The sequence below is a fragment of the Immundisolibacter sp. genome, from assembly GCF_041601295.1.
Classification (GTDB): Bacteria; Pseudomonadota; Gammaproteobacteria; order Immundisolibacterales; family Immundisolibacteraceae; genus Immundisolibacter.
This window is the reverse complement of record NZ_JBFIII010000048.1, coordinates 1-22941: the sequence shown is the minus strand read 5'-3', so window position 1 is coordinate 22941 and position 22941 is coordinate 1. Positions and strand designations below refer to the sequence as shown.

General features: G+C 63.5%; 26 protein-coding genes and 1 tRNA gene. 20 read left to right on the top strand and 7 right to left on the bottom strand.

Going from position 1 to position 22941, the window contains the following annotated elements; genetic code table 11:
• Together ABZF37_RS08100 and hemA are read right to left on the bottom strand one after the other, a co-directional pair.
• The coding region (locus ABZF37_RS08100) for a PCRF domain-containing protein (protein ID WP_372718687.1) at nt 1-579 on the bottom strand (579 nt) is incomplete at its 3' end.
• The gene (gene hemA / locus ABZF37_RS08095; protein ID WP_372718685.1) at nt 576-1835 is read right to left on the bottom strand and encodes a glutamyl-tRNA reductase; all 1260 of its coding nucleotides are present in this window, start codon (nt 1833-1835) and stop codon (nt 576-578) included. The genes ABZF37_RS08100 and hemA, both read right to left, overlap by 4 nt.
• Before the next feature lie 169 nt (nt 1836-2004).
• Between hemA and ABZF37_RS08090 the strand changes: the two genes are divergently transcribed.
• From ABZF37_RS08090 to ABZF37_RS08020, 15 genes are all read left to right on the top strand, one after another.
• Nucleotides 2005-3705 carry a tetratricopeptide repeat protein gene (locus ABZF37_RS08090; RefSeq protein ID WP_372718683.1) on the top strand — a complete coding sequence of 567 codons (1701 nt, stop codon included), beginning with the start codon at nt 2005-2007 and terminating at the stop codon, nt 3703-3705.
• Complete coding sequence (gene lolB, locus ABZF37_RS08085) at nt 3705-4310, top strand: lipoprotein insertase outer membrane protein LolB (protein WP_372718681.1); 606 nt, start codon at nt 3705-3707, stop codon at nt 4308-4310. Before ABZF37_RS08090 ends, lolB begins: the two co-directional genes overlap by 1 nt.
• On the top strand, nt 4300-5139 hold the full coding sequence (gene ispE / locus ABZF37_RS08080; RefSeq protein ID WP_372718679.1) for a 4-(cytidine 5'-diphospho)-2-C-methyl-D-erythritol kinase: 840 nt from the start codon (nt 4300-4302) through the stop codon (nt 5137-5139). The genes lolB and ispE overlap by 11 nt, the downstream gene beginning before the upstream one ends.
• 13 nt (nt 5140-5152) lie before the next feature.
• A tRNA-Gln gene (locus tag ABZF37_RS08075) sits at nt 5153-5227 on the top strand.
• 48 nt (nt 5228-5275) lie between these two features.
• On the top strand, nt 5276-6214 hold the full coding sequence (locus ABZF37_RS08070) for a ribose-phosphate pyrophosphokinase (protein ID WP_372718689.1): 939 nt from the start codon (nt 5276-5278) through the stop codon (nt 6212-6214).
• A gap of 122 nt (nt 6215-6336) precedes the next feature.
• Nucleotides 6337-6987, top strand: a complete 651-nt coding sequence (locus ABZF37_RS08065; protein WP_372718677.1) for a 50S ribosomal protein L25/general stress protein Ctc — start codon at nt 6337-6339, stop codon at nt 6985-6987.
• 36 nt (nt 6988-7023) lie between these two features.
• The gene (gene pth / locus ABZF37_RS08060; protein ID WP_372718675.1) at nt 7024-7614 is read left to right on the top strand and encodes an aminoacyl-tRNA hydrolase; all 591 of its coding nucleotides are present in this window, start codon (nt 7024-7026) and stop codon (nt 7612-7614) included.
• Between the two features lie 26 nt (nt 7615-7640).
• The gene (gene ychF, locus ABZF37_RS08055; RefSeq protein WP_372718672.1) at nt 7641-8732 is read left to right on the top strand and encodes a redox-regulated ATPase YchF; all 1092 of its coding nucleotides are present in this window, start codon (nt 7641-7643) and stop codon (nt 8730-8732) included.
• Nucleotides 8733-8869: 137 nt separating this feature from the next.
• Nucleotides 8870-9109 (top strand): CopG family transcriptional regulator, encoded by a 240-nt coding sequence (locus ABZF37_RS08050; protein WP_372718670.1) that lies wholly within the window; start codon nt 8870-8872, stop codon nt 9107-9109.
• Nucleotides 9106-9525 carry a putative toxin-antitoxin system toxin component, PIN family gene (locus ABZF37_RS08045; RefSeq protein WP_372718668.1) on the top strand — a complete coding sequence of 140 codons (420 nt, stop codon included), beginning with the start codon at nt 9106-9108 and terminating at the stop codon, nt 9523-9525. Before ABZF37_RS08050 ends, ABZF37_RS08045 begins: the two co-directional genes overlap by 4 nt.
• 401 nt (nt 9526-9926) lie before the next feature.
• Nucleotides 9927-10778, top strand: coding sequence for an AAA family ATPase (locus tag ABZF37_RS08040; RefSeq protein ID WP_372718666.1), 852 nt, complete (start codon nt 9927-9929; stop codon nt 10776-10778).
• A gap of 24 nt (nt 10779-10802) precedes the next feature.
• Nucleotides 10803-11516 (top strand): SDR family oxidoreductase, encoded by a 714-nt coding sequence (locus ABZF37_RS08035; protein ID WP_372718664.1) that lies wholly within the window; start codon nt 10803-10805, stop codon nt 11514-11516.
• Nucleotides 11509-12318, top strand: a complete 810-nt coding sequence (locus ABZF37_RS08030; RefSeq protein ID WP_372718662.1) for an SDR family NAD(P)-dependent oxidoreductase — start codon at nt 11509-11511, stop codon at nt 12316-12318. Before ABZF37_RS08035 ends, ABZF37_RS08030 begins: the two co-directional genes overlap by 8 nt.
• 34 nt (nt 12319-12352) lie before the next feature.
• Nucleotides 12353-13525: a VWA domain-containing protein gene (locus ABZF37_RS08025; RefSeq protein WP_372718660.1), complete on the top strand. Its 1173-nt coding sequence runs from the start codon at nt 12353-12355 to the stop codon at nt 13523-13525.
• Between the two features lie 32 nt (nt 13526-13557).
• Nucleotides 13558-14142, top strand: coding sequence for a UbiX family flavin prenyltransferase (locus ABZF37_RS08020; RefSeq protein ID WP_372718658.1), 585 nt, complete (start codon nt 13558-13560; stop codon nt 14140-14142).
• Between the two features lie 96 nt (nt 14143-14238).
• On the opposite strand, the gene ABZF37_RS08015 is transcribed toward ABZF37_RS08020, so the two are convergent.
• On the bottom strand, nt 14239-15039 hold the full coding sequence (locus ABZF37_RS08015) for a 1,6-dihydroxycyclohexa-2,4-diene-1-carboxylate dehydrogenase (protein WP_372718656.1): 801 nt from the start codon (nt 15037-15039) through the stop codon (nt 14239-14241).
• 195 nt (nt 15040-15234) lie between these two features.
• Here ABZF37_RS08015 and ABZF37_RS08010 point away from each other — a divergent pair, with 195 nt between their 5' ends.
• The 5 genes from ABZF37_RS08010 to ABZF37_RS07990 are packed head-to-tail and all read left to right on the top strand — an operon-like array spanning nt 15235 to nt 19070.
• Complete coding sequence (locus tag ABZF37_RS08010; RefSeq protein ID WP_372718654.1) at nt 15235-16152, top strand: acetaldehyde dehydrogenase (acetylating); 918 nt, start codon at nt 15235-15237, stop codon at nt 16150-16152.
• Nucleotides 16153-16165: 13 nt separating this feature from the next.
• Nucleotides 16166-17215, top strand: coding sequence for a 4-hydroxy-2-oxovalerate aldolase (gene dmpG / locus ABZF37_RS08005; protein ID WP_372718652.1), 1050 nt, complete (start codon nt 16166-16168; stop codon nt 17213-17215).
• A 12-nt stretch (nt 17216-17227) separates the two neighbouring features.
• Complete coding sequence (gene dmpH / locus ABZF37_RS08000) at nt 17228-18016, top strand: 2-oxo-3-hexenedioate decarboxylase (protein ID WP_372718650.1); 789 nt, start codon at nt 17228-17230, stop codon at nt 18014-18016.
• A gap of 10 nt (nt 18017-18026) precedes the next feature.
• Entirely contained in the window at nt 18027-18218 is a 192-nt protein-coding gene (locus ABZF37_RS07995; RefSeq protein ID WP_068804596.1) for a 4-oxalocrotonate tautomerase family protein, read from the top strand.
• A 30-nt stretch (nt 18219-18248) separates the two neighbouring features.
• A complete protein-coding gene (locus ABZF37_RS07990; protein WP_372718647.1) occupies nt 18249-19070 on the top strand; it encodes an alpha/beta fold hydrolase in 822 nt (273 codons plus the stop codon).
• Between the two features lie 177 nt (nt 19071-19247).
• Here the strand turns inward: ABZF37_RS07990 and ABZF37_RS07985 are convergent, their stop codons facing one another.
• The 4 genes from ABZF37_RS07985 to ABZF37_RS07970 form a co-directional block, all read right to left on the bottom strand.
• On the bottom strand, nt 19248-19868 hold the full coding sequence (locus ABZF37_RS07985; RefSeq protein ID WP_372718645.1) for a carboxymuconolactone decarboxylase family protein: 621 nt from the start codon (nt 19866-19868) through the stop codon (nt 19248-19250).
• 61 nt (nt 19869-19929) lie between these two features.
• Nucleotides 19930-21750 carry an SLC13 family permease gene (locus tag ABZF37_RS07980; RefSeq protein ID WP_372718643.1) on the bottom strand — a complete coding sequence of 607 codons (1821 nt, stop codon included), beginning with the start codon at nt 21748-21750 and terminating at the stop codon, nt 19930-19932.
• Nucleotides 21751-21902: 152 nt separating this feature from the next.
• The gene (locus ABZF37_RS07975) at nt 21903-22370 is read right to left on the bottom strand and encodes a glutaredoxin domain-containing protein (RefSeq protein ID WP_372718641.1); all 468 of its coding nucleotides are present in this window, start codon (nt 22368-22370) and stop codon (nt 21903-21905) included.
• A 223-nt stretch (nt 22371-22593) separates the two neighbouring features.
• Nucleotides 22594-22941 (bottom strand): hypothetical protein (locus tag ABZF37_RS07970; RefSeq protein WP_372718638.1); only part of this gene is annotated, 348 nt, incomplete at its 5' end.

The following is a 22941-nucleotide window of genomic DNA, read 5'->3' as shown; positions in this document are numbered from 1 at the left end:
CTCGGTGACCGGCACGCGCTGCACACGATGACCGCCGGATTCGAACTTCAGGCGCGCGTACACGCCGCGGCCCTCCACCCGCACGATGACTTCCTTGTAGCCGCCGTGCTCGCCCGGGTGGGCGCTAACGACCTCGCACTGCCAGCCCTGGGTTTCCGCATAGCGCAGGTACATGCGCAGCAGGTCGCCGGCAAACAGCGCCGCTTCGTCGCCGCCGGTGCCGGCGCGGATTTCCAGAAAGATGTTGCGCCGGTCGTCCGGGTCGGCCGGCAGCAGCAGGCGCTGCAACTCGGCCTCGGTGTCGGCCAGGCGCTGCTGGAGTTCTGTCAGTTCCTGCTGGGCCAGTTCGCGCATTTCGGCATCGCTGCCGGTGGCGATGGCCCGCGCCTCGTCCAGCGCGGCCAGGGTGTCCAGATACCGCTGGTAGCTGTCAGTGGTGGGCGTCAGTTCGGAATGCTCGCGGGCCAGCGTGGCGTAACGCTGACCGTCACTGGCCAGGGTCGGGTCGCCCAGCAGCACGGTCAGTTCCTGGTGGCGCTCGCTGGCGGCCCGCAGGCGGTTTTCGATTGACGGTTTCATTGGCTCTCGTCAAAGCCCAGCAGGCGGCGGGCGGCTTCCAGCAGGGCGGCGTCGCCCTGTTCGCCGGCACGGCGGATCCGCACCGACGGGCCGTGGGCAAGTTTGTTGGTCAGGTCGTGCGCCAGGCGTTGCAGCACCTGTTCGGGCGGGCGGCCACGGCGCAGGTCGGCCAGGGCGCGTTCGATTTCCGCATCGCGCGTGCGCAGCATGCCGCCGCGCAGCGCCTTGACCAGCGGCACCGCTTGCTGCGCGTTGCACCACTCGACGTAGGCGTCGACCTGGGCGTCGACGATGCGTTCGGCCTCGCCGACCGCGGCCTGGCGCGACTGCAGACCTTCCTGTACCACGCCACGCAAGTCGTCCACGGTGTACAGGTACACGTCACGCAGGCTGGCGACCTCCGGTTCGATGTCGCGCGGCACGGCCAGATCGACCAGGAACATCGGGCGGCGGCGCCGCGCCTTGAGGGCACTTTCGATGGTGCCTTTACCGAGGATCGGCAGCTCACTGTTGGTTGATGACAGGACGATGTCGGCGCGTTCCAGCACCGACGGTACCGCGGTCAGGGGCACTGCCTGAGCGCCATAAGGTGCTGCCAGTTGCTGAGCGCGGGCGAGCGTGCGATTGGCGATGGTAATGCGCTTCACACCCTGGCCGTGCAGGTGGCGCAGGGTCAGCTCCGCGGTGTCGCCGGCGCCGATGATCAGCGCCGAGTGCTCGCCAAGGTCGCCGAAGATTTGCCGCGCGAGGGTCACCGCAGCGAAGGCCACCGACACTGGACTCGCGCCGATGGCGGTATCGGTGCGGATACGCTTGGCGACGGCAAAGGCTTGCTGGTAGGCGCGACCGAGCCACTTGCCGACGCCCCCCACGCGGTGGGCCAGGTCGTAGGATTCCTTCAGCTGGCCCAGGATCTGCGGCTCGCCGACCACCAGCGAATCGAGTCCACCGGCCAGGCGAAACATGTGACGCGCCGCCAGAGGTCCGTGAAAGATGGCCAGGTAAGGGTCCACCGGTTGGCGCAAGCCCTGGCAGGCGTCACGGAACCACTCAAGCGCGCTGCCGGATTCCGGCTGCCTCAGGGCGACCACCAGCTCGGTTCGGTTGCAGGTGGATAACAGGCTGGCCTCGGCGACGTCCGGCTGAGTCAGCAGCGAGCGCAGCTGTGGTTCCAGGCGCTCCGGCAGGATCGCCACGCGCTCTCGCACATCGATGGGTGCGGTGTGATGATTGATGCCGAGAGCAAGTAATTGCATGGGAGGGCTGGCCGGCGGGTCAGGTAGCGCAGGCAGACGGCGGGCGCATAATAGCCAACAAACATGTACGAGCCCGCACCAGGCGGGCGCCGGGAACTGAAGTCCCGTTCATTGGGTCCTACGCGGTATGCGCACTCGCTTGGTTGGGAAGTTCTGCAACTGTCCAGAATTGCGGTTTACAAACTCGCTCAGGATTCTTGCCGGCCTGGTCGCCGGGCTGACCCTGCTCGGCTGCGCGGTGAGTCATGTACCGCCTACGTCCTCACCGGCGCCCGCGCTGCGCGATGTTGCCCGTGACGAGGTGATTTTTGCCTTGCTGGTTGCCGACCTGGCAGCTATCAGCGGTGACTACGCCTACGCTTCGGCCCAGTATACCGCCGCTGCTGTTCAGGCCGGCCACGCCGGTCTTGCCCGGCGCGCCGTGCAGGCGGCACTGTACGGACAGGACGCGCCGTCGGCCATCGTGGCGGCCGAAGCCTGGCAGAGACTGGAGCCGAACAATGCCGATCCGGCGCAGCTGCTGGCCGGTCTGGAACTGCAACGCGGCAACCGCGATGCGGCTCGGGTGCATCTGAGCCGACTGCTGACGCTAAAACCCTTTCGGAATCGTCAGGACTACTTGAATCTGGTCCGGCTGCTCAATCAGAACGTGGAGCCAGAGGCCCTGTTTGGTGTGCTGGACGAGTTGCTGGAGAGCCGGCCCGACGATGTCGAAGCCTTGTTTGCCTATACCGTGGCCGCCGCCGGGCTGGGTCAGGCGCAACGCGCCGACAGCGCTTCGGCGCGGTTGCTCGCCTTGCAGCCGGACTCCGAACAGGCCTTGAAGTTGCGTGCGCAGGTCCTGCACCAGAGTGGCCAGTGGCAGCCCGCCGCCGAGTTGCTGAAGGGCTATCTGAAGAAGAATCCCAAGGATGTTCCGGCACGTTTTGCACTGGCTCGCGCGCTGGTCGACGGCAAGGAGTATCCAGCGGCCAGGGCCGCCTTCGAGGCGGTGCTCATGCAGGAGCCGGGTAACGTCGAGGCGCAGCTGGCGGCGGCGCTGCTGGCCGGTCAGATGGGCGACCGCAAGGTGGCACGTCAGCGTTTGCTCAAACTTAGCGGTGAAGCCGAGCAGGCCGACAAGGCGCACTTTTATCTTGGCAAGCTGGCGGACGACGCCGGCCAGCCACAGCAGGCGTTGGCCTGGTATGGCCGCGTGATGGCGGGCGAACACCGCACTGATGCCCTGCTGCGCCGTGCCGAGCTGCTGGCGGCGCAGGGCCAACTGGACCCTGCCCTGGCACTGCTCAGTGAGGCCGGCGATGCTGACGAAAGCGAGAGCATGCGCCTGTTGTTGGCGCAAATTGACCTGTTGGTGGACGGCAGCCGGGCGCAGCAGGCAGAGGCGCTGATCAACAGCGCGCTGCAGGATAACCCCGACAATCTGGACTTGCTGTTTGCCCGATCAATGGTGCTGGAAAAACTCGAGCGGCGCCTGGAAATGGAGCGTGACCTTCGGCGCATCCTTGAGATTGATCCGAAGAACGCCAACGCGCTGAATGCCTGGGGCTATACCCTGGCCGACCACGGCGAGCGCCTGGATGAGGCGCACGAGTTGATCAGCCGGGCGCTCAGTCAGTCACCCGACAACCCGTACATCCTGGACAGCCTGGGCTGGGTGCTTTACCGAAAGGGTGATCTCGCTGGCGCCGAAACCCATCTGCGGCGGGCGCTGAGCCAGCTGCCAGACGCCGAGGTCTATGCCCATCTGGCTGAGGTGCTGCATGCGCTGGGTCGTGGCGATGAGGCGCGCAAGGTACTGGCCGAGGGCCTGGCCAAATCGCCGCAGGACGCGCGCCTGCTCAGCCTGAAGACCAAGCTCGCCCCGTGATGATGCGCTGGGCAGCGTTGCTGCTGGCGGTCACCCTGGCCGGCTGTGCCGGTCGCGGGCCCAGCGTGCCCACCGGGCCGGCCACGCTGTGGCCCGATCGCATGGCGGCTTTGGACCTGCTCGATACCTGGGGCCTGCAGGGCAGGCTGGCGCTCAAGAGTCCGCGCGAGTCCGCCAGCGGCAGCGTGCGCTGGTGGCAGGCCAGCGACGGCTTTGATCTGCGCGTGCATGGCGCACTGGGTCGCGGCGCGCTGCGCCTGACCGAGAACATCGGCGGCGCCCGGCTGGAGCGCTCGGAATTGCCGCCGATAGAAGCCGCTAACGCCAACGTCCTGCTTGCCGACGCCCTCCCGGACACGCCCTTGCCCATGGCCAGCCTGCGTTACTGGGTACTTGGCCGGCCAGCACCGGGCGAGGTGCAGACCCGGCAACTTGACGCCGACAACCGGCTTGCCCTGTTGCGCCAGGACGGCTGGGAGATTCGCTACCTGGAGTATCAATCGGTGCCGCCGTGGGTGCTGCCAAGCAAGCTGAGGGCGAACCGGGGTGACTTTGAGCTGCGGCTGGCCATCAAGCGCTGGATGCCGGGAGAACATGCTCCCTGACGCGGGCCGGTCATGGCCGGCACCGGCCAAGCTCAATCTGTTTCTGCGCATCCTGGGCCGCCGATCGGACGGCTACCACTCCCTGCAGACAGTGTTTCAGTTTGTAAATCTGTATGACGAGCTGCGCTGTGCAGTGCGCCGGGACGGTGAACTGCGCCGCATCGATCCGTTGCCCGGGGTGGCGCCGGCCGACGATCTTTGTGTGCGCGCCGCACGGGCGTTAAAGGCGCACACAGCGTGCAGTTTGGGGGCGGACATCAGTCTGCTCAAGCGCATTCCGATGGGCGGCGGTCTGGGCGGTGGCAGTTCCGACGCCGCGACCACGTTGCTGGCGCTGAACCGCCTGTGGCGGCTGGACCTGCCGCGCCCGCAGCTGGCAGCGCTCGGCCTGACCCTCGGCGCCGATGTGCCGGTGTTCGTTATGGGTCGCGCCGCGTGGGCGGAAGGCGTTGGTGAGCGGCTGACGCCGATTGACCTCGATCAGCCCTGGTATCTGATCGTCGACGCCGGCGTGGCGGTGTCCACGGCGAGCGTTTTCAAACACCCGAAATTGACACGTAATAGCGCGCCCGTGACAATTTCCGCTTATCGCAGCGGTTTTTCCGGCAACGACTGCCTGGCCGTAGTCCGCGCCCTGTATCCGGTTATCGATGCGGCGTATTGTTGGCTCAGCGAGTTTGGTGAGGCGCACCTGTCCGGCACCGGCGGTTGCCTGTTCGCCCGTTTCGAAGGCTATGAGTCGGCTGCCCGGACCCTGAGCCTGCTACCGGCGCCGTGGCGCGGCTGGGTGGTCCAGGGTTTGAATCACCATCCTTTGCTGGACGATTGATCACAAGTTCTAGTGGGGTGTCGCCAAGCGGTAAGGCACGGGATTTTGATTCCCGCATACCCAGGTTCGAATCCTGGCACCCCAGCCATTTTGCATAGCACATCACTCATTAGGGGACTCGATGGCCTACGGCGGCATGATGGTGTTCTCGGGCACGGCCTGCCCAAAGCTCGCGGCGTCCATTGCCCACTACCTGGGCCAGCCCCTGGGCAAGGTAGTGGCGGGCCGCTTCAGCGATGGCGAGGTGCAGGTCGAGGTGATCGACAACGTGCGTGGCAAGGACGTGTTCATCGTCCAGTCCACCGGTGTGCCCACCGACGAGAACCTGATGGAGCTGCTGATCATGGTCGACGCCATGCGGCGGGCGTCCGCGTCACGCATTACGGCAGTCATGCCGTACATGGGCTACTCGCGCCAGGACCGGCGCATGCTGGGCGCGCGGGTGCCAATCTCCGCCAAGGTGGTGGCCAAGATGATCGCCGCCGCCGGCACCGACCGCGTGCTGACCGTGGACCTGCATGCCGACCAGATACAGGGCTTTTACGACATTGCCATCGATAACGTTTACGCCTCGCCGGTGCTGCTGGGCGATGTCTGGCGCCACCGCTATGACAACCTGATGGTGGTGTCGCCGGATGTCGGCGGCGTGGTACGGGCACGGGCACTGGCCAAACACCTCGATGACGCCGACCTAGCGATCATCGACAAACGCCGGCCGCGCGCCAATCAGTCGCAGGTGATGAACATCATCGGCGACGTCGATGGGCGGACCTGCATCATGATCGACGATCTGGTCGACACCGCCGGCACGCTGGGCAAGGCCGCCGACGCCCTCAAGCAGAACGGCGCCGTTCGGGTAGTGGCCTACGTCACGCACCCGGTGCTGTCCGGCAAGGCGGTGGACAACATCATGAACAGCAGCCTGGACGAACTGGTGGTGACCGATACGCTGCCGTTGCGCGACGAGGCCAGGGCCTGTCCGCGGATACGTCAGCTGAGCATTGCCGAACTACTGGCCGAGACCATGCGCCGCATCAGCGACGAGGATTCGGTCAGCACGCTGCTTATGGGTTGAGGGATCGCCCACTGGCTGACCTGTAGTACCATTTCGCGTTCCGTTTTTTGCAGCCGTACGTGGCCGGCCGGCCCGGCTGCGGGGGCTGTGGCGCCTTCCATCCTTATCATAGAGTCCCGGTCATGGAAAATGAGTTTCAGATCACTGCCGAGCCGCGCAGCGGCCTAGGCACCGCGATGACGCGCCGGCTGCGCCGCGCCGGTCGAGTGCCGGCGATCATCTACGGTGGCGAGCAGGCCAACAGCGTAGTCACGCTGGATCACAACAACATCTATCACCACCTGAAGCGGGAAGCCTTCCATTCCCATGTGTTGACGCTTGATGTGGGCGATCGCAGCGAACAGGTCATCCTGCGTGACGTTCAGATGCATCCCTACAAGCAGCAGGTGATGCATCTGGACTTCCTGCGCGTGAGCGCCGACCGCAAGCTGCGCATGACCGTGCCTTTGCACTTCCTGGGTGAGGAGACCGCGCCTGGTGTCAAGCAGAGCGGCGGCGTGGTGTCCCACGTGATGCCGGAAGTGGAAATCGAGTGCCTGGCCAAGGACTTGCCGGAATTCATCGCGGTGGACATCAGCGGCCTCGAAATTGATCAGTCGCTGCATCTGTCTGACCTGATATTGCCGTCGGGTGTGACCATTCCAGCCTTGGCCTTCGGCCACGATCATGATCTGCCCGTGGTCGCCATCCATCCCCCACGCAAGCAGGAAGCCGAACCAGGGGAAGCGGAACCGGGTGCTGCCCCCGCGGCCACCGATGACGAGAACGCCTGAATCTGCCCCGGCCCTGCCCAGGGCCGGGATTCAGTCGTGATCGAACTCATTGCAGGGCTGGGCAATCCGGGCCCGCGTTATGCCAACACCCGGCACAACGCGGGCTTTGCCTTTCTGGACCGCCTGCTGTCGTCCGAGCACCTGGCCCTGAAGGCGGACAGCCGCTTTCACGGTGAAATCGGCATCCTGCATCGCAGCCGCGGCGACGTGCGGCTGCTCAAGCCCCTGACCTTCATGAACGATAGCGGGCGCGCGGTGCAGGCGCTGGCCGCCTACTACCGCATCCCGGCCGAACACGTGCTGGTCGTGCATGACGAACTCGACCTGGCACCGGGCGACATCCGCCTGAAATCCGGCGGTGGTCACGGTGGACACAATGGCCTGCGCAGTACCATCGGGGCGCTGAATTCGCCCGCGTTCCTGCGCCTGCGGGTCGGTATCGGCCATCCCGGCGCCGCGGCACTGGTCACGCCCTACGTGCTCGGGGCACCACCCGCTGATCAGGCGCGGCTCATCGAGGACGCCATCGACAGCGCACTTGCCGTGCTGCCGCGCCTGCTGGCCGGTGAGACAGCGCCGGTAATGCAATTGCTCAATACCCGTCCGCCACCCGCGGACGCCTGTTAACTCGCTCTCGTTCCAGGAATCGCGCCATGGGTTTTCGCTGCGGCATCGTCGGCCTGCCGAACGTCGGCAAATCGACGCTCTTCAACGCCCTTACGCAGGCGAACATCGCGGCCGAGAACTATCCGTTCTGCACCATTGATCCGCACGTCGGCATTGTCGCCATGCCGGATCCGCGGCTTGACCGGCTCGCGGCCATCGTCAAACCGCAAAAAGTGGTACCGACCAGCATGACCTTCGTCGACATCGCGGGTCTGGTGGCGGGTGCTTCCAAGGGCGAGGGCCTGGGCAACCAGTTCCTGGCCAACATCCGCGAGACCGAGGCCATCGCCCACGTGGTGCGCTGCTTCGAGGATGACGACGTGGTGCACGTGGCCGGTGGCGTCGATCCGCTGCGCGATATTGAGATCATTGATACCGAGCTGGCGCTGGCCGACCTGGAAACGGTCGAGCGCGCCCTGCAGCGTGTCGGCAAGCGCACCAAGACCGGCGACAAGACGGCCTTGGCCGAGCAGGCTTTGCTGGAGCGGGTACGGGCCTGCCTGGATACCGCAAAACCGGTGCGCAGCCTGCGCCTGTCCGCGGATGAATCAGCGCCACTGGACGAGCTGCACCTGCTCACCGACAAGCCGGTCGTGTACATCGCCAACGTCGCCGAGGATGGCTTCACCGACAACCCCCTGTTGGACCGTGTGCAGCAGCACGCGCGGGCCGAGGGTGCCGAGGTGGTGGCGGTAAGCGCGGCCATCGAGGCTGAACTGGCGCAGCTGGACCCGGCCGCGCGGGGTGACTTCCTGACCGATCTTGGCCTGGATGAGCCAGGCCTGGACCGGGTCATTCGTGCCGGCTATCGCCTGCTGGGCCTGCAAACCTATTTCACGGCCGGCGTAAAGGAAGTGCGTGCCTGGACCGTACACCAGGGCGCCACCGCCCCGCAGGCCGCTGCGGTCATCCACACGGACTTTGAGCGTGGCTTCATCCGCGCCGAAGTGATTGCCTACGACGACTTCATCGCCTGCAACGGCGAAGCCGGTGCCCGCGAGGCGGGCAAGTGGCGCCTCGAAGGCAAGGAATATCTGGTCAAGGACGGCGACGTGGTGCACTTTCGTTTCAACGTGTAGCAGGCGGCAACATGTGTTGGCGCGCGGAGCCTGTACGAGTCAGCTGAGTTTGCCGTTACTGATCCCAGGCGTAGCGTGAGGCGTTCATTGTTCGGTGGGTTAACATATTGGTGATAAAGCACCAATGTGAGACTGATATGAGCCGTCTAACCATTACCCTTTCGGAGGCCCGTTACCGGGCGCTCAAGGCAGCATCCGCGCAGCGCGACAAAACCATCGGGCAACTCATCGACGAAAGTCTGGATTTCTACGGCATCAAGTCGCGGGATCATGCACGCGAGCTGGTGCGCCGGGCTCGCGCGGGCAGCAAACTGACCGAAGAACAGGCCCAGGCCGTAGCCCAAGAACAGCTTAAAGCGGTACGCCGCAAGCCGTGAGTCGGCCAACGGTCATTGTCGACACCAACGTTGTAGTGGCCGGTTTGCTGACCGCGCACCACAGGTCGCCCGTCGCCCGCATCCTGGACGGCATGCTTGCCGCCGCGTTTTCGTTTGTTTTGTCCGAGGCCCTGCTGGCCGAATACCACGCGGTGCTCGTGCGAACGCGCGTGCGCAAGCTGCATGGTCTGACAGTTGCTGAAGTCGAGACTATCTTGACCGATCTCGCCCAGAACGCGATCGTGCTGACACCAGTGGTCGCTCCACCCGCGCCCGATCCAGGTGACCATTTATTGTGGGATTTGCTCGCCGCACGAACAGATATGCTCCTAGTGACAGGCGACAAGCTGCTGCTCCAGGATGCGGGCATGCGGGGGCGGGTCATTTCACCGCAAGCCTTTGTGGACGGCAATTGACGTGAGTTCGCGAAGCTGGTCGCTCGCGCGTGCAAAAATTCAATAAAGCTTTCTTAATATTCACTATTTTCAGGTATCCCTGCCCCAAGCGCTGGATCTTGATCTCAGGCGAAGTGTTCGAATAGCAGGACAAGATTCAACGACTCACCCGCTTCGGCCAACATCTACCGTGAGTCAATTGATAACCTTTTGGAGGAGAAGGTCATTGAGGTCGTCGGGGTTGACGGTGCCAAGCGGCGATCTGCCATCCAGATCAAGGCAAGCGATCAGCTTATATCGCCGCCGCAACGGCAACTCTTTATCTAGAGGCACTGCGGACAGGGCAATTCCATACGGTTGCACCAAAAATGTGTTTTGACATGCGATGCTAGGCCTGCCTTGTCAAATGTCCCGGATGCCCCATGACCGACCGCTTCAACGGTACTGACCGCTACGTCACCACTGACGATCTGACCTTGGCGGTGAATGCCGCCATCACGCTGGAAAGACCCCTGCTCATCAAGGGCGAGCCTGGTACCGGCAAGTCGATGTTGGCGGTGGAGGTGGCGCGGGCGCTGGGCAAGCCGCTGATCGAGTGGCACATCAAGTCCACCACCAAGGCGCAGCAAGGCCTTTACGAGTATGACGCGGTCGCCCGTTTGCGTGACTCGCAACTCGGCGACGCGCGCGTGCACGACATCGGTAACTACATCATCAGAGGCAAGCTGTGGGAGGCGTTCGAGGCCGACCAGACACCGGTGTTGCTGATCGACGAGGTCGACAAGGCGGACATCGAATTCCCGAACGACCTGCTGCTGGAACTGGACCGTATGGAGTTCCATGTCTACGAGACGAAGGCGACGGTATGCGCCCAACGCCGGCCGATCGTCATCATTACGTCCAACAACGAAAAAGACTTGCCTGACGCGTTCCTGAGGCGTTGTTTTTTCCACTACATCCGCTTTCCGGATGCCGACACCATGGGCCGGATTGTCGAGACCCATTTCCCGGGCCTCAAGCGCGAGTTGCTGGCGGCGGCGTTGGGGACGTTCTTCGAACTGCGCGACACGCCGGGCCTGACCAAGCGGCCGTCGACTTCGGAGCTGCTGGACTGGATCAAGTTGCTGTTGGCCGAGGATATTCCGGCCGAGACCTTGCGCAGCGCGGACATCAAGACCAACCTGCCGCCGCTGTATGGTGCCCTGCTCAAGAACGAGCAGGACCTGCATCTGTTCGAGAAGCTGGTGTTCCTGCACCGGCGCGAGGGTCGCTAGGACGCCCGCTGGCCTGGAGGACAAATGGCACTGCTGAACGGCAAACGTTGTCTGGTATTTGACGCTGGCGATGGCATGGGAGCGGCGCTCGCAGCCAGCCTGGCGGCCGAAGGTGCGCAAGTATGGAGAGCCGGGCCGGACGGTAACGGACCCTTCGATGGCCAAGCGCAGGGCGTGGACGGGGCGTTTGCGGCGGCGCAGCAAGCATTCGGTGGGCTAGACGCCATAGTCGGGCCCGCGCCACAGCTGGAGGCGATTCTGCCCAAGGACTGGGATACCGCACAGTTCGCCGCACTGGCCGCCCGCCACGGCGCGTTGACCGCTGCCATCGGGCGCGCTGCTCTGGCCGGACTGGCGGCGCCTGGCGCGGTGTGTTTTCTCGGTAGCGTGTGGGGACTCGCCAGCAGTCCGGACTCCGGGCTTGCCGGTGGCGCGCTGGCCGCGCTCGGCCCGCTCACCAAGGCCTTGGCCCTGGAGGGTGTAGGCCGTGGGATACGCGTGAACGCGGCATATCTGGGGCTAATCGACACGCCGGCCATGCGTGCCTGGTGCGCGCAACGTGGCGCGGTGGGGGGAATTACCGACGACGTATTCGCCCGCACCGCTGCCAAGATACCGCTCGGCCGCGCCGGCACGGCACAGGAAGTGGCCCGCAGTGTGGCCTTTCTGCTCAGTGAGCACGCTCGTTTCATCAACGGTGCCACCATCCTCCTGGATGGCGGATTGCTGTATGCCTGAGGTCGGGACGATGGACCTGCTCGCGGGTAAACGGGCCTTGGTGATCGGTGCTGGCTCGGGTATCGGCGCCGCCACGGCCAAGCTGTTTGCCGCGCAGGGCGCGGCCGTGGCCGTGGCCGATATCAATGTCGCCGCTGCCGCCGCCACCGCGTCAGCCATCGGCGCGGGGCCCAGTTTCGGCGTGGATATCACCGACCCGGAGCAGGTCCGCCGCACGGTGGACGCCGCGGCGCAGACGCTGGGCGGGTTGGACATTGCGCTCAATACGCCGTTTGTCGCTGCTGCTCACCCGGATGTGGTCGGATTGACGCCCGAGCAATTCCGCCGCGAGTGGGAGGTGCTGGCCGCTGGCACGCTGTACACCTTCCAGGCCGCCATTCCGCACTTGAAGGCGGGTGGCGGCGGTGTACTGCTGACTACCAGTTCGGCGCTGTTCGGGGATTACGGTGCTTATGCGCATCCGGCCATCATTCCTGCTTATGGCGCTGCCAAGGGCGCGCAGGAGATGCTGGTGAAAACGACCGCTACCTTGCACGCCCGCGACGGCATCCGTGTCTGCGCCGTGCAACCGGGGTTCACGCTGACACCCGGCGCCGAACGCAGCATGGCCATGCAGGGCATCGATCTGGCAACATTTACCAGCGTCGCCGCCGCCGGCCTGCCGATGGGCGCGGCACAGCCGGAGCAGATTGCCGAGGGCTTTCTGTTTCTGGCCTCCGACTACGCCAGCTACATCACCGGGTTTACCCTGCTGGTGGACGGCGGTTCCTACGCCAGCCACTTCGGCCGCATGTTGCCCTAATGAGCTGCTCGTTGATCTGGGCCGGCTGCTAGCAATGTTCGCCACATTCCTGCAGGCACTGCGCGGCACCGGCATCCCGGTCAGCGTGCGTGAGTACCTGACCTTTCTGGAAGCCCTCAGCCATGACGTGCCGCCACGCAGCGCAGAGGGGATGTATCACCTGGCGCGGTGCGCGCTGGTTAAGGACGAGAAGTTCTACGATCGCTTCGATGGCGTGTTCGCGGCCTATTTTCGCGGCGCCGAGATCGCCTTCGAGCAGCTCGGCGGCGTGCTTCCCGACGACTGGCTGCGCAAGGAAATCGAAAAACTGCTCAGCGAAGAGGAGAAGGCCAAGCTGCAATCGCTGGGCAGCCTGGATGCCCTGCTGGAGACGCTGCGCCAACGCCTGGCCGAACAGAAAGGCCGTCACGAGGGTGGCAGCAAATGGATTGGCACCGGCGGAACCTCGCCCTTTGGCAACGGCGGCTACCACCCGGAAGGGGTGCGCATTGGCGGCGAGAGTGGTCACAAGCGCGCGGCCAAGGTATGGGAAGCGCGGCAGTTTCGTGATCTCGACAACCAGGTCGAACTGGGCACCCGCAACATCAAGGTGGCTCTGAAGGGTCTGCGCAAGCTGGCGCGCGATGGCGTGGCCGAGGAACTGGACCTGGACGCCACAATCCGCGGCACCGCCCGGCGCGGTTATCTGGACCTGCAGATGCGCCCCGAGTTGCGTAACCGGGTCAAGGTGCTGTTGTTCCTGGACGTCGGCGGATCCATGGACCCACACGTGCGCCAGTGCGAGCGGCTGTTCTCGGCCGCGCGGGCCGAGTTCAAGCACCTCGAATATTTCTATTTCCATAATTGTGTCTACGAGCGCCTGTGGCGCAGCAATGCGCGCCGCCACGCCGAGCGTTTTGCCACCTGGGACGTGCTGCGCAAGTACGGGCGGGACTGGAAGGTGATTTTTGTCGGCGACGCGTCCATGGCGCCCTACGAGGTCACCCATATCGGCGGCAGCGTGGAGCATCGCAACGACGAGGCTGGCGCCGTCTGGCTGCGCCGCCTGGTCGACACCTACCCTTCGGCGGCATGGCTGAATCCCGAGCAGCAGGCTGACTGGGGCTATATTCCGTCCATCGGTCTGGTACGCGAGCTGCTGGAAGACCGCATGTACCCGCTCACGGTCGAAGGTCTGGAGCGGGCGGTGCAGGCGCTGCGGCGTTAGCCGGCCAGCAGCTTTGCAAGCGAGGGGGGAACATGAAAAAACGTCTGATCGTGGGCGTCACCGGCGCCACCGGCGTCGTATACGCCTACGAGTTGCTGCGCCAGGTGCGCGCGCTTGGCGACATCGAAACGCATCTGGTGATGTCATCCGCGGCGGTGCTCACGGCCCGCCAGGAACTGCGCCGCGAGCGCCCGGACTTCGAGGCCGTCGCCGACGTGGTTCACAACGTCAAGGACATTGGCGCCAGCATTGCGTCCGGATCGTTCATCACGCAGGGCATGGTGATCGTGCCGTGCTCGATGAAGACCCTGGCCTCCGTCGCGCACGGTTACTCGGACAACCTCATTTCGCGCGCCGCCGATGTGATCCTCAAGCAACGCCGCAAGCTGGTGCTGGTCACGCGCGAGACGCCGCTGAACCTGGCACACATCCGCAACATGGAGGCGGTGACCCTGATGGGTGGCATCATTTTTCCGCCGGTGCCGGCCTTCTACGCCGAGCTCACCTCGCTCGACGACATGGTTACCCACACCGTCGGGCGCGTGCTGGACCTGTTCGATATCCGCCACGACCTGGTCAATCGTTGGCGCGGTCTGAGCGAGACCCTCAAGGAGTGACGCCAGGCATCGGGGTAAGGCTGACCTAGTCCGCGTTGCCCGCGGGCCCGGGCGCAGCGTGAGCCCGGATACCCAAGGCAGGATCGTGTCAGCGTTTCAAATGGGCGTGCCGCCGCTCACCGGCAGCACGTAGCCGGTCAGGTAGGACGCCTCTGGCGAAGCGAGGAAGCAGATCGCTGCAGCCTGCTCGTCGGGCGTGGCGAAGCGTTTGATGAACGTGTCCTGCAGGGTCTGATCCATGACGCCTTGCATCCACTGCTGGTCGCGCTCGGTCGGCGGCGCTGGTGCACGCGGGATGGCGCGCTGCCCGACATCGGTGCCACCCGGAGCGATGCAGTTCACCCGCACGCCGAATTCGGCCAGTTCGTAGGCCAGCGAAACGGTAATGGCATGCACGCCGCCTTTGCTGGCGGTGTACGGCACCCGGTAAACACCCCGCGTGGCGGTCGAGCCAACATTCACGATGGCGCCGGCGCGGCGCTCCACCATGTGCGGGATCACTGCCCGGCAGGTCCACAACGTCGGCCACAGCGAGCGCTGGACCTCTTTTTCGATTTCTTCCGGGGCATATTCCCAGTACGGACGCGCCCAGATGGTGCCGCCAACGTTGTTGACCAGCACATCGATACGGTCGTAGGCGGCCAGCGCACCGTCCGCAAGTTGCTGCGCGCCAGCCCAGGTTTCCAGATCCGCCAGGACCACCTCGGCCTGGCCGCCAGCGGCGCGAATTTCATCGCGCACAGTCCTGGCTTGGGGTTCGGCGCGGTCGGCCACGATCACCCGCGCACCCTCGGCCGCCAAACGCCTTGCCGTGGCGCGCCCGATGCCCTGCGCGGAGCCGGTGACCACAGCAACCTGGCCTTCGAAACGATGGCAGTGGTAGGGGTTGTTGCTCATGGGTGGCTCCTGCGGTCGAGGGCGGTTCCGAAGTGGATCGACGAGTATCCTGCGACAGCCCGGTCGCGCAAAGTGCGTGCCTTGTAGGCCATGCTGCCGGCCCGGTACCATAGCGGGTCCGAATCGTGCGATCCGGGCCGATCGCCGTTGGGCGGCGGCATCCTGGCCCTTCCCAGGCCTGTCGAGGAACCCCCTATGAAAATCAACTGCGCTCTCATCGGGTCGGGCAACATCGGTACCGACCTCATGTTCAAGCTCAAGCGCAGCAAGGTGCTGAATCCGGCCTGGATGGTCGGCATCGACCCCGACTCCGACGGCCTGCGCAAGGCGCGCGAGGCCGGCATGAAGACCACCCACGAGGGCGTGGACGGCCTGTTGCCGCACCTGGCCGAGGACAACATCCAGATTGCATTCGACGCCACCTCGGCCTACGTACACAAGGAAAACTCCGACAAGCTGACCTCGCGCGGCGTGGTGATGATAGATCTGACGCCGGCCGCCATCGGCCCGTTCTGCGTGCCGCCGGTGAATATCAAGGATCACCTGGGCAAGCGCGAGATGAACGTCAACATGGTCACCTGTGGTGGCCAGGCCACCATTCCGATGGTGTACGCAGTCAGCCGGGTGCAGCCGGTCGTATACGGCGAGATTGTTGCCACCGTGGCCTCCAAGTCGGCCGGCCCCGGCACGCGCAAGAACATCGACGAGTTCACCCGCACCACGTCCAAGGGTATCGAGGTGGTGGGCGGCGCCCGCAAGGGCAAGGCCATCATCATCCTGAACCCGGCTGAGCCGCCGCTGATCATGCGCGACACCATCCACTGCCTGACTGAGACCGTCCCAGACGAGGATGCCATCCAGGCATCGGTTAAAGAGATGATTGCGGAAGTACAGAAATACGTGCCCGGCTACCGTCTCGTGCACAACATCGTGTTCGACGGCAACCGGGTTTCGATTTTCGTCGAGGTCGAGGGCCTGGGTGACTACCTGCCCAAATACGCCGGCAACCTGGACATCATGACCGCCGCCGGCACCCGTACCGCCGAGATGATCGCCGACGAGATCATCGCCGGCAGTTTCAAGCCGGCCCAGTACAAGACCGCCGCCGCCTGACGAGGACACCCGCATGGCCCTTAAAGACTTGAAAGGCCGCAAGGTCACCCTGCACGACATGTGCCTGCGCGACGGCATGCACGCCAAGCGCCAGCAGATCACCCTGGAACAGATGACCGCCATCGCCTCGGCGCTGGACGAGGCCGGCGTGCCGATGATCGAGGTCACCCACGGCGACGGCCTGGACGGCACCTCCATCAACTACGGCTTCGGCCTGCACTCGGATGAGGAATATCTGAAAGCCACCGTGCCCCATCTGAAGCAGGCCAAGGTGTCCTGTCTGCTGGTGCCGGGCATCGGCACCGTGGACGGCCTGCGCATGGCGGCCGACCTTGGCGTGTCCTGCATCCGCGTAGCCACGCACTGCACCGAGGCCGACTGTGGCGAACAGCACATTGGTCTTGCGCGCAAGCTGAACCTGGACGCGGTCGGCTTCCTGATGATGGCGCACATGGTCAGCCCGGAGAAAATCCTGGAACAGGCCAAGCTGTTCGAATCCTACGGCGCCACCTGCATCTACGTGACCGACTCGGCCGGCTACATGCTGCCGGACGACGTAGCGGCCAAGGTCGGCCTGCTGCGCGCCAACCTGGCGCCGAATGTCGAACTGGGTTTCCACGCCCACAACAATCTGTCGATGTCGGTTGCCAACTCGCTGGCCGCCATCGACGCCGGGGCCAACCGCATCGACGGATCGGCAGCGGGTCTTGGCGCCGGTGCCGGTAACACGCCGCTCGAAACCCTGGTGGCGGTATGCGATCGGCTCAAGATCGAGACCGGCATCAGCCTGTACAAGATCATGGACGTGGCCGAAGACGTGGTGCGTCCGATCATGGACCAGCCGGTGCGTGTGGATCGCGACTCGCTGTCGCTCGGTTACGCCGGCACCTACTCCACCTTCCTGCTGCACGCGAAGCGTTTCTCGGACCGCTACGGCATCTCGGTGCGCGACCTGCTGGTCGAGTGCGGGCGTCGCAAGACCGTCGCTGGCCAGGAAGACATGATCGAATCGATCGCGCTGGACATGCTGGCCGAACGCGGCGAGCAGGCCGCCCACGCTTAACAAGGACTCACCATGGCACTCGACAAGGCAACGATCGCCAAGCTGGCAGAGCATCTGGAAACGGCCGAGCTCGAAGCCCGTGACGTCACCAAGATCACCGACGATCACCCGGACATGACCATCGCCGACGCGTATCTGGTGATGGAGGCGATCCGCGATCGCAAGTTCGCCCGCGGCATCAAGCTGGCCGGCTACAAGATGGGCCTGACCTCGCGCGCCAAGATGGTCCAGATGGGTGTCGACAAGCCCGGTTACGGCCTGCTGTTCGACTATTTCGCGGTCGAGGACGGCGGCACCATCGACATCAAGCAGCTGATCCACCCCAAGGTGGAAGCCGAAATCGCTTTCGTCACCAAGGCGCCCCTGAAGGGCCCCGGCATCCACATCGGCAACGTGCTGGCGGCCACCGATTTCGTGCTTCCGGCGCTGGAAGTGATTGACTCGCGCTTTCGCGATTTCAAGTTCGACATGGTCAGCGTGATTGCCGACAACAGCTCATCGTGCCGCTTCGTCACTGGCGGGCGCAGCCGCGATGTCTCGGACGTGGACCTGAAAACGCTGGGCGTGGTGATGGAGAAAAACGGCCAGGCTGTGGGCTTGTCCTGCGGCGCGGCGGTATTGGGCCACCCGGCCGCCAGCGTGGCCATGTTGGCCAATATGCTGGGCGCCAAGGGGCAGGAAATCCCGGCCGGCAGCTTCATCATGACCGGTGGCGTCACGGCCGCGGTAGCGGTTGAAGCCGGTGACGTGATTCATGTGCACTACCAGGACCTGGGGTCCATTTCGGTCAAGTTCGCCTGAGGGGGCCACCATGCCATTTCTGCAAGTCAACATTCTCGAAGGTCGTACCGAGGAGCAGAAGCTCGGCCTGATCCGCGAGCTGACCGAAACCGTCTGCCGCGTGCTCGGTTCAAAGCCCGAGGCGGTACGCGTCCTGATCAACGACGTGCCCAACACCAACTGGGGTATCGCCGGCAAGTCGGCCAAGGAACTGGGCCGCTAGCCGATCCCCTTCATTCAGAGTGAGCACACCATGAGCAATCCCGAAATCGGCAAGTGGATCGACGCCGGCGGCGTTAACACCAACTACCACGACGTCGGCGAGGGCTACCCGACGGTGCTGATCCACGGCTCCGGCCCGGGCGTGAGCGCGTTCTCCAACTGGCGCCTGGCGTTTCCGGTGCTGTCCCAGAAAGTGCGCGTGCTGGCGCCGGACATGCTCGGCTTCGGCTACACCGAACGGCCGGCCGGCGTGCAGTACAACCTGGACACATGGGTCAAGCACCTGGTCGATTTCATCGACGCGCTGGGTCTGGAAAAGGTCAATCTGGTCGGCAATTCCTACGGCGGCGCGCTGTCGCTTGCCGCTGCCATCCGCCACTCCGGGCGGGTCAACCGCATGGTGCTTATGGGCGCGGCGGGCGTGAAGTTCCCGCTCACCGAAGGTCTTGACTACGCCTGGGGCTACACGCCCTCATTCGAGAACATGCGCACCATGCTCGACCTGTTCGCCTACGACCGCGGCCTGGTCAGCGACGAGCTGGCCCGCCTGCGTTACGAGGCGAGCCTGCGCGAGGGCGTGCAGGAGGCCTACGCCAGCATGTTCCCGGCGCCACGCCAGAATTCCATCGACGCCCTGGCCAGCCCAGAGCAGGACATCGCCAAAATCCAGTCCCCGGCGTTGATCATCCACGGCCGCGAGGACCGCATCCTGCCGTTCAGCAACTCGGTGCGCCTGTTCGAGCTGCTGCCCAACAGCCAGCTGCACATGTTCGGCAAGTGCGGCCATTGGACGCAGATCGAGCACAGCGCGCGCTTCAACAAGTTGGTGCTGGACTTCTTCGGCGAGGCCTGACGCAAGTCGTCCACGGGCACCCCAAGGGGAACAAGCCGCCAACCGCCAACATGGCCGCGCTGTTCCCCGGCGTGCTACTTACGCACCGGATCGGCGGGTTTTGGGTGCCTGGCTCCGTGGGTGGGTGTTCGAGCTCACCGGCCACTACCTGTCAGTCAGGCACAGCGACTGAGCACACTACTTTCCAAGGCCACGGGAATTGTCCCCAGCCGGTTCGCCGGATTCGGGATTCCAACCGAAGGCGACCGTACGCCACATATCCCGGTAGTCGTAGTCCGTTTGCAGCGCCAGGTTCAGGCGGTTGTAGGATGAGAAGTCACTCACCAGGTGCACCAACTGAACGATACCTTTGTCGGTTAGTCCGGTGACACGCAGGTCTTGCATGTCCTGGTCTGATACCAGCTTCGGGTCATTGTTCGCTTTCAGTGCAAAGGCGAGTATCGTTTTCAGTCGAGCATCTTCGATGACACCACTGCCTTCAGTTATGAGGTCCTTAACATAACTTTCGTCCGTATCCAGGCCGTAGTTCAATATCGTACAGAAAGCAGCCGTGCAGTACGCGCACCCGTTGGCCTTGGACACAACGATCCCGACATGCTGAATTTCGGGCAGCGTGAGTTCGCCCATTTGCCACAGTATTCTGGTCGATCCCAGCTTGGCTTTGAAGTATTCCGGGAAATTCATCTCCACATGGAAATGGCTGGGCACAGCACCTTCCATCTCGGTGACCCAATCAAATATCTCCTGGATAATAGGGTCGTCCGAACCCGCATCCTTGACCAGCTTGACGCGCGCCATGGCACTCTCCTCGGATAGCTCGCAGGGGGCTGTTAGTACGGAGCCAACATGGGCGCGGGCATCAAAACCCGTACATGCGCGGTAACAGCCAGCTAAAAGCCAACCACATAATAAGGGTTAACGGCAGGCCGACACGTAGAAAATCCCCAAACGTGTAGTTGCCGGCATTCATTACCAGCAGATTGGTTTTGTAAGCCATGGGGGTTGCGTAACTCATATTGGCGCCGAACAGGACCGCGAGCACAAAAGCCTCTGCCGGCAAGCCAAGTGAATTGGCAATTGAAATGGCCACCGGTGTTCCGATGACAGCAGCGGCATTGTTGGAAACGATATTGGTCAAAGCCGCCATTAACAGCATGAGTCCGGAAAGAATGAAACGTGGCGACATGCTGTCGGTTAACGCGAGATAGAGAGCGGCGAGAAATTCGGTTGCACCGGTTCGCGTCAGTGCCAGACCGAGTGCCAAGCTGACCACTACGATCATGATGACAGGCGTGCTTAATGCATTGCCGACGTCGCGCCATGTCAAGCCACCGAACATCAACATCAGCACGGCACCGGCGATGGCACCGACAGCGATGGGCAATAGCCCGAATGCAGCGGTCAGAATAACCATCGCCATGATACCCAGGGCAATTGGCGCCTTATTGGTCGTTGGCACGTCCGCGGTGGCATCCAGCACCAGTAAATCGCCTTCGCGGCGGATATTGGCGATCTGCTCGCGAGCACCCTGCACCAGCAGGATGTCGCCGATTTGCAGTTGAATGTTTCCGATGTCTCCCCGCAGAGCCTGCTTTTTTATGCCGGCTTTGTGCAATGCGATCGTCACCAGCCGATAACGGTCGGCGAAGCGAAACCCGCTCAGAGTGCGGTTCACCAAAGGCGATCCCTGCACGACGATAATTTCCGCTATCTGCTGGTCGGCAGCCTCCAGGGGATGTTCCTCGTCCACCTGCATCGCACCTGAAAACAGTGTTATCCCCAGTACCTGTTGATATTCCTTCAGCTGTGACGGCGTGTCCTCGACATGTAACTGATCGCCCGCCTTGATAATGATGTCGGGCAGCGGTAGCAGAACACTTTCACCGCGCAGGATGCGCTGTACCTTCATTTTGCCGCCGGTTTTCTTGAGCAGCTCGGCAAGCGAACTGCCGTCGGAAACGCTGTCTTCCGGAATATGTAGATCGGCCGAGAATATTCTTGGCGACACATCCGCCATCATGGGCTCGCGCGCGGGAAGAATTCGGGGTGCGATCAACCAAAGGTAGAGAATGCCGAGGCTACCGGCCGTGATAGCGGGCAGAAAGAAATCGAACATGTCCAGGCGTCGCAGACCCAGGTCCGCAGCGACACTGACAACCAGAAGATTGGTCGACGTGCCAATAGTGGTGGCCATGCCACCGACCAGGGTTGACAGGCCCATGGGCATGAGAATGGACGAAGCGCTGGTGCCCGTGCGCATGGAAACACTGATCAGAATCGGCAACAGCAGCACCACGACGGGCGTATTGTTAAGAAACGCGCTCAACAGCCCCGCAACCGTCAGGGTTGCCAACAGCGACAAGAGCGGGCTGTGGACCCACATCCGCGCCAGTAAGCGCCCGACCGGCTCCAAGGCGCCGGTGCGTACTATGCCGTGGCCAATAATCATCAGCCCGCATACCGCCACCAGTGCCTCGTGACCAAAGCCACTGAAAAAATCGATGGCGTGCAGGGGCTGTTCGCCATTCTGATACGGGAACCATTCAAAGCCGACCGTCAGTAAAGCCAGGATGCCCAGGCTTGAAGTCTCCAACGGAATCTTTTCCCGCGTGAACAAAATTAGGGCGATGACCGTCAGGACCAGAACCGCGACTGCATGGTGACTGGGAAAAGGTGGCATGACCGCTATTTTTCCGTTCTGGAGGTATGGCCCCGGCGCGGCTGAGGACGCCGGTTGAAAGGGGTGTTCAGATTCGAGGGAACTGGCGTTTGCCCTTCACCGTGACGGGTGGCGGCGGGCAGCGGTCCGGTTTGACGACTGATTGGTTCTTCTCATCTGAGCTTGTAAATCTTGTTGAATGAATCTTGCGAGAAACCGTTCAGGCGCTTGTTGCCCACCAGTATCACCGGCACCCCTTGGGCACCGAGCTTCCTGTAATCTCGCTTCCCTTTGGCGCTGGTCTCAACATCGTAGTCCACGTAGGGAATGCCGTTTTCTGCGAAATATCTCCGCGCTTTCTTGCAGTAGCCACACCAACTGGTGCTGTACATCACCACCTTGTGCTGGCTGCCTGCGCCATTCTGGCGCACGTCGTCTGTACCGAAAGCCGGAGATAAACCCTCAACGGCGGGGCTTTGGTAAATATCTGGTGTGATGGTGATTATTTCAGTCTCGGTTTCGGCCGGTGACCTGTCTCCAAAATGTATCTGTCCGTCCTTGTCCTGCCACTTATGTATGTCGCTGGCGTGGACGGAACAGGGGATTGTCAGGGACAGCAGGGTATAGATCAGAACCTTCATATCAGATCCGGTAAGTCACCTGACGACGACGTTTTGGCCGCGCGGCGCGGCTAAGGCGTAGTCAGGCACTTGCGTGTTCGCGGTCCTTACTTGGAGCGTGACGTAATGACCAAGCAAAAAACCGCCTGCCAGGGACACCCCGGCAGGCGGTTTTTCGGGGCCTCCACGGCTCGGCCGGCGAGGCCTTGTACCCAGACTACTTCGCCTCGGCGGCGCAGGTTGCCTACGCGGCCTGCGAGTAGACGTGGATCGGCTCGATGGCGTCATTCATCAGTTCCTGATGAATTACCTCGATTTCCTCGTCACTCATCGGGTACAGGAACTGCTCGTTGCGTTGCAGCACTTCCAGGTAACGCGCGTGGCGCAGCTCGCGGAACAGTTCGGGCAGGTCAATGTTCATGTCCGGCGAGTAATCGTCGCAGATGCCGGCCAGTTCCTGCGGGCCGTGGCGCAGCTCGTCGATGGCGATGCCCTTTTGCACCTTGGCGGCTTCCTTGAAGAAGTCGTCCATCGGCGGCAACTGGCTCATGGCCCAGTGCCAGCCGCCCGCGGCGCCCTCGCCGGTGGCGCT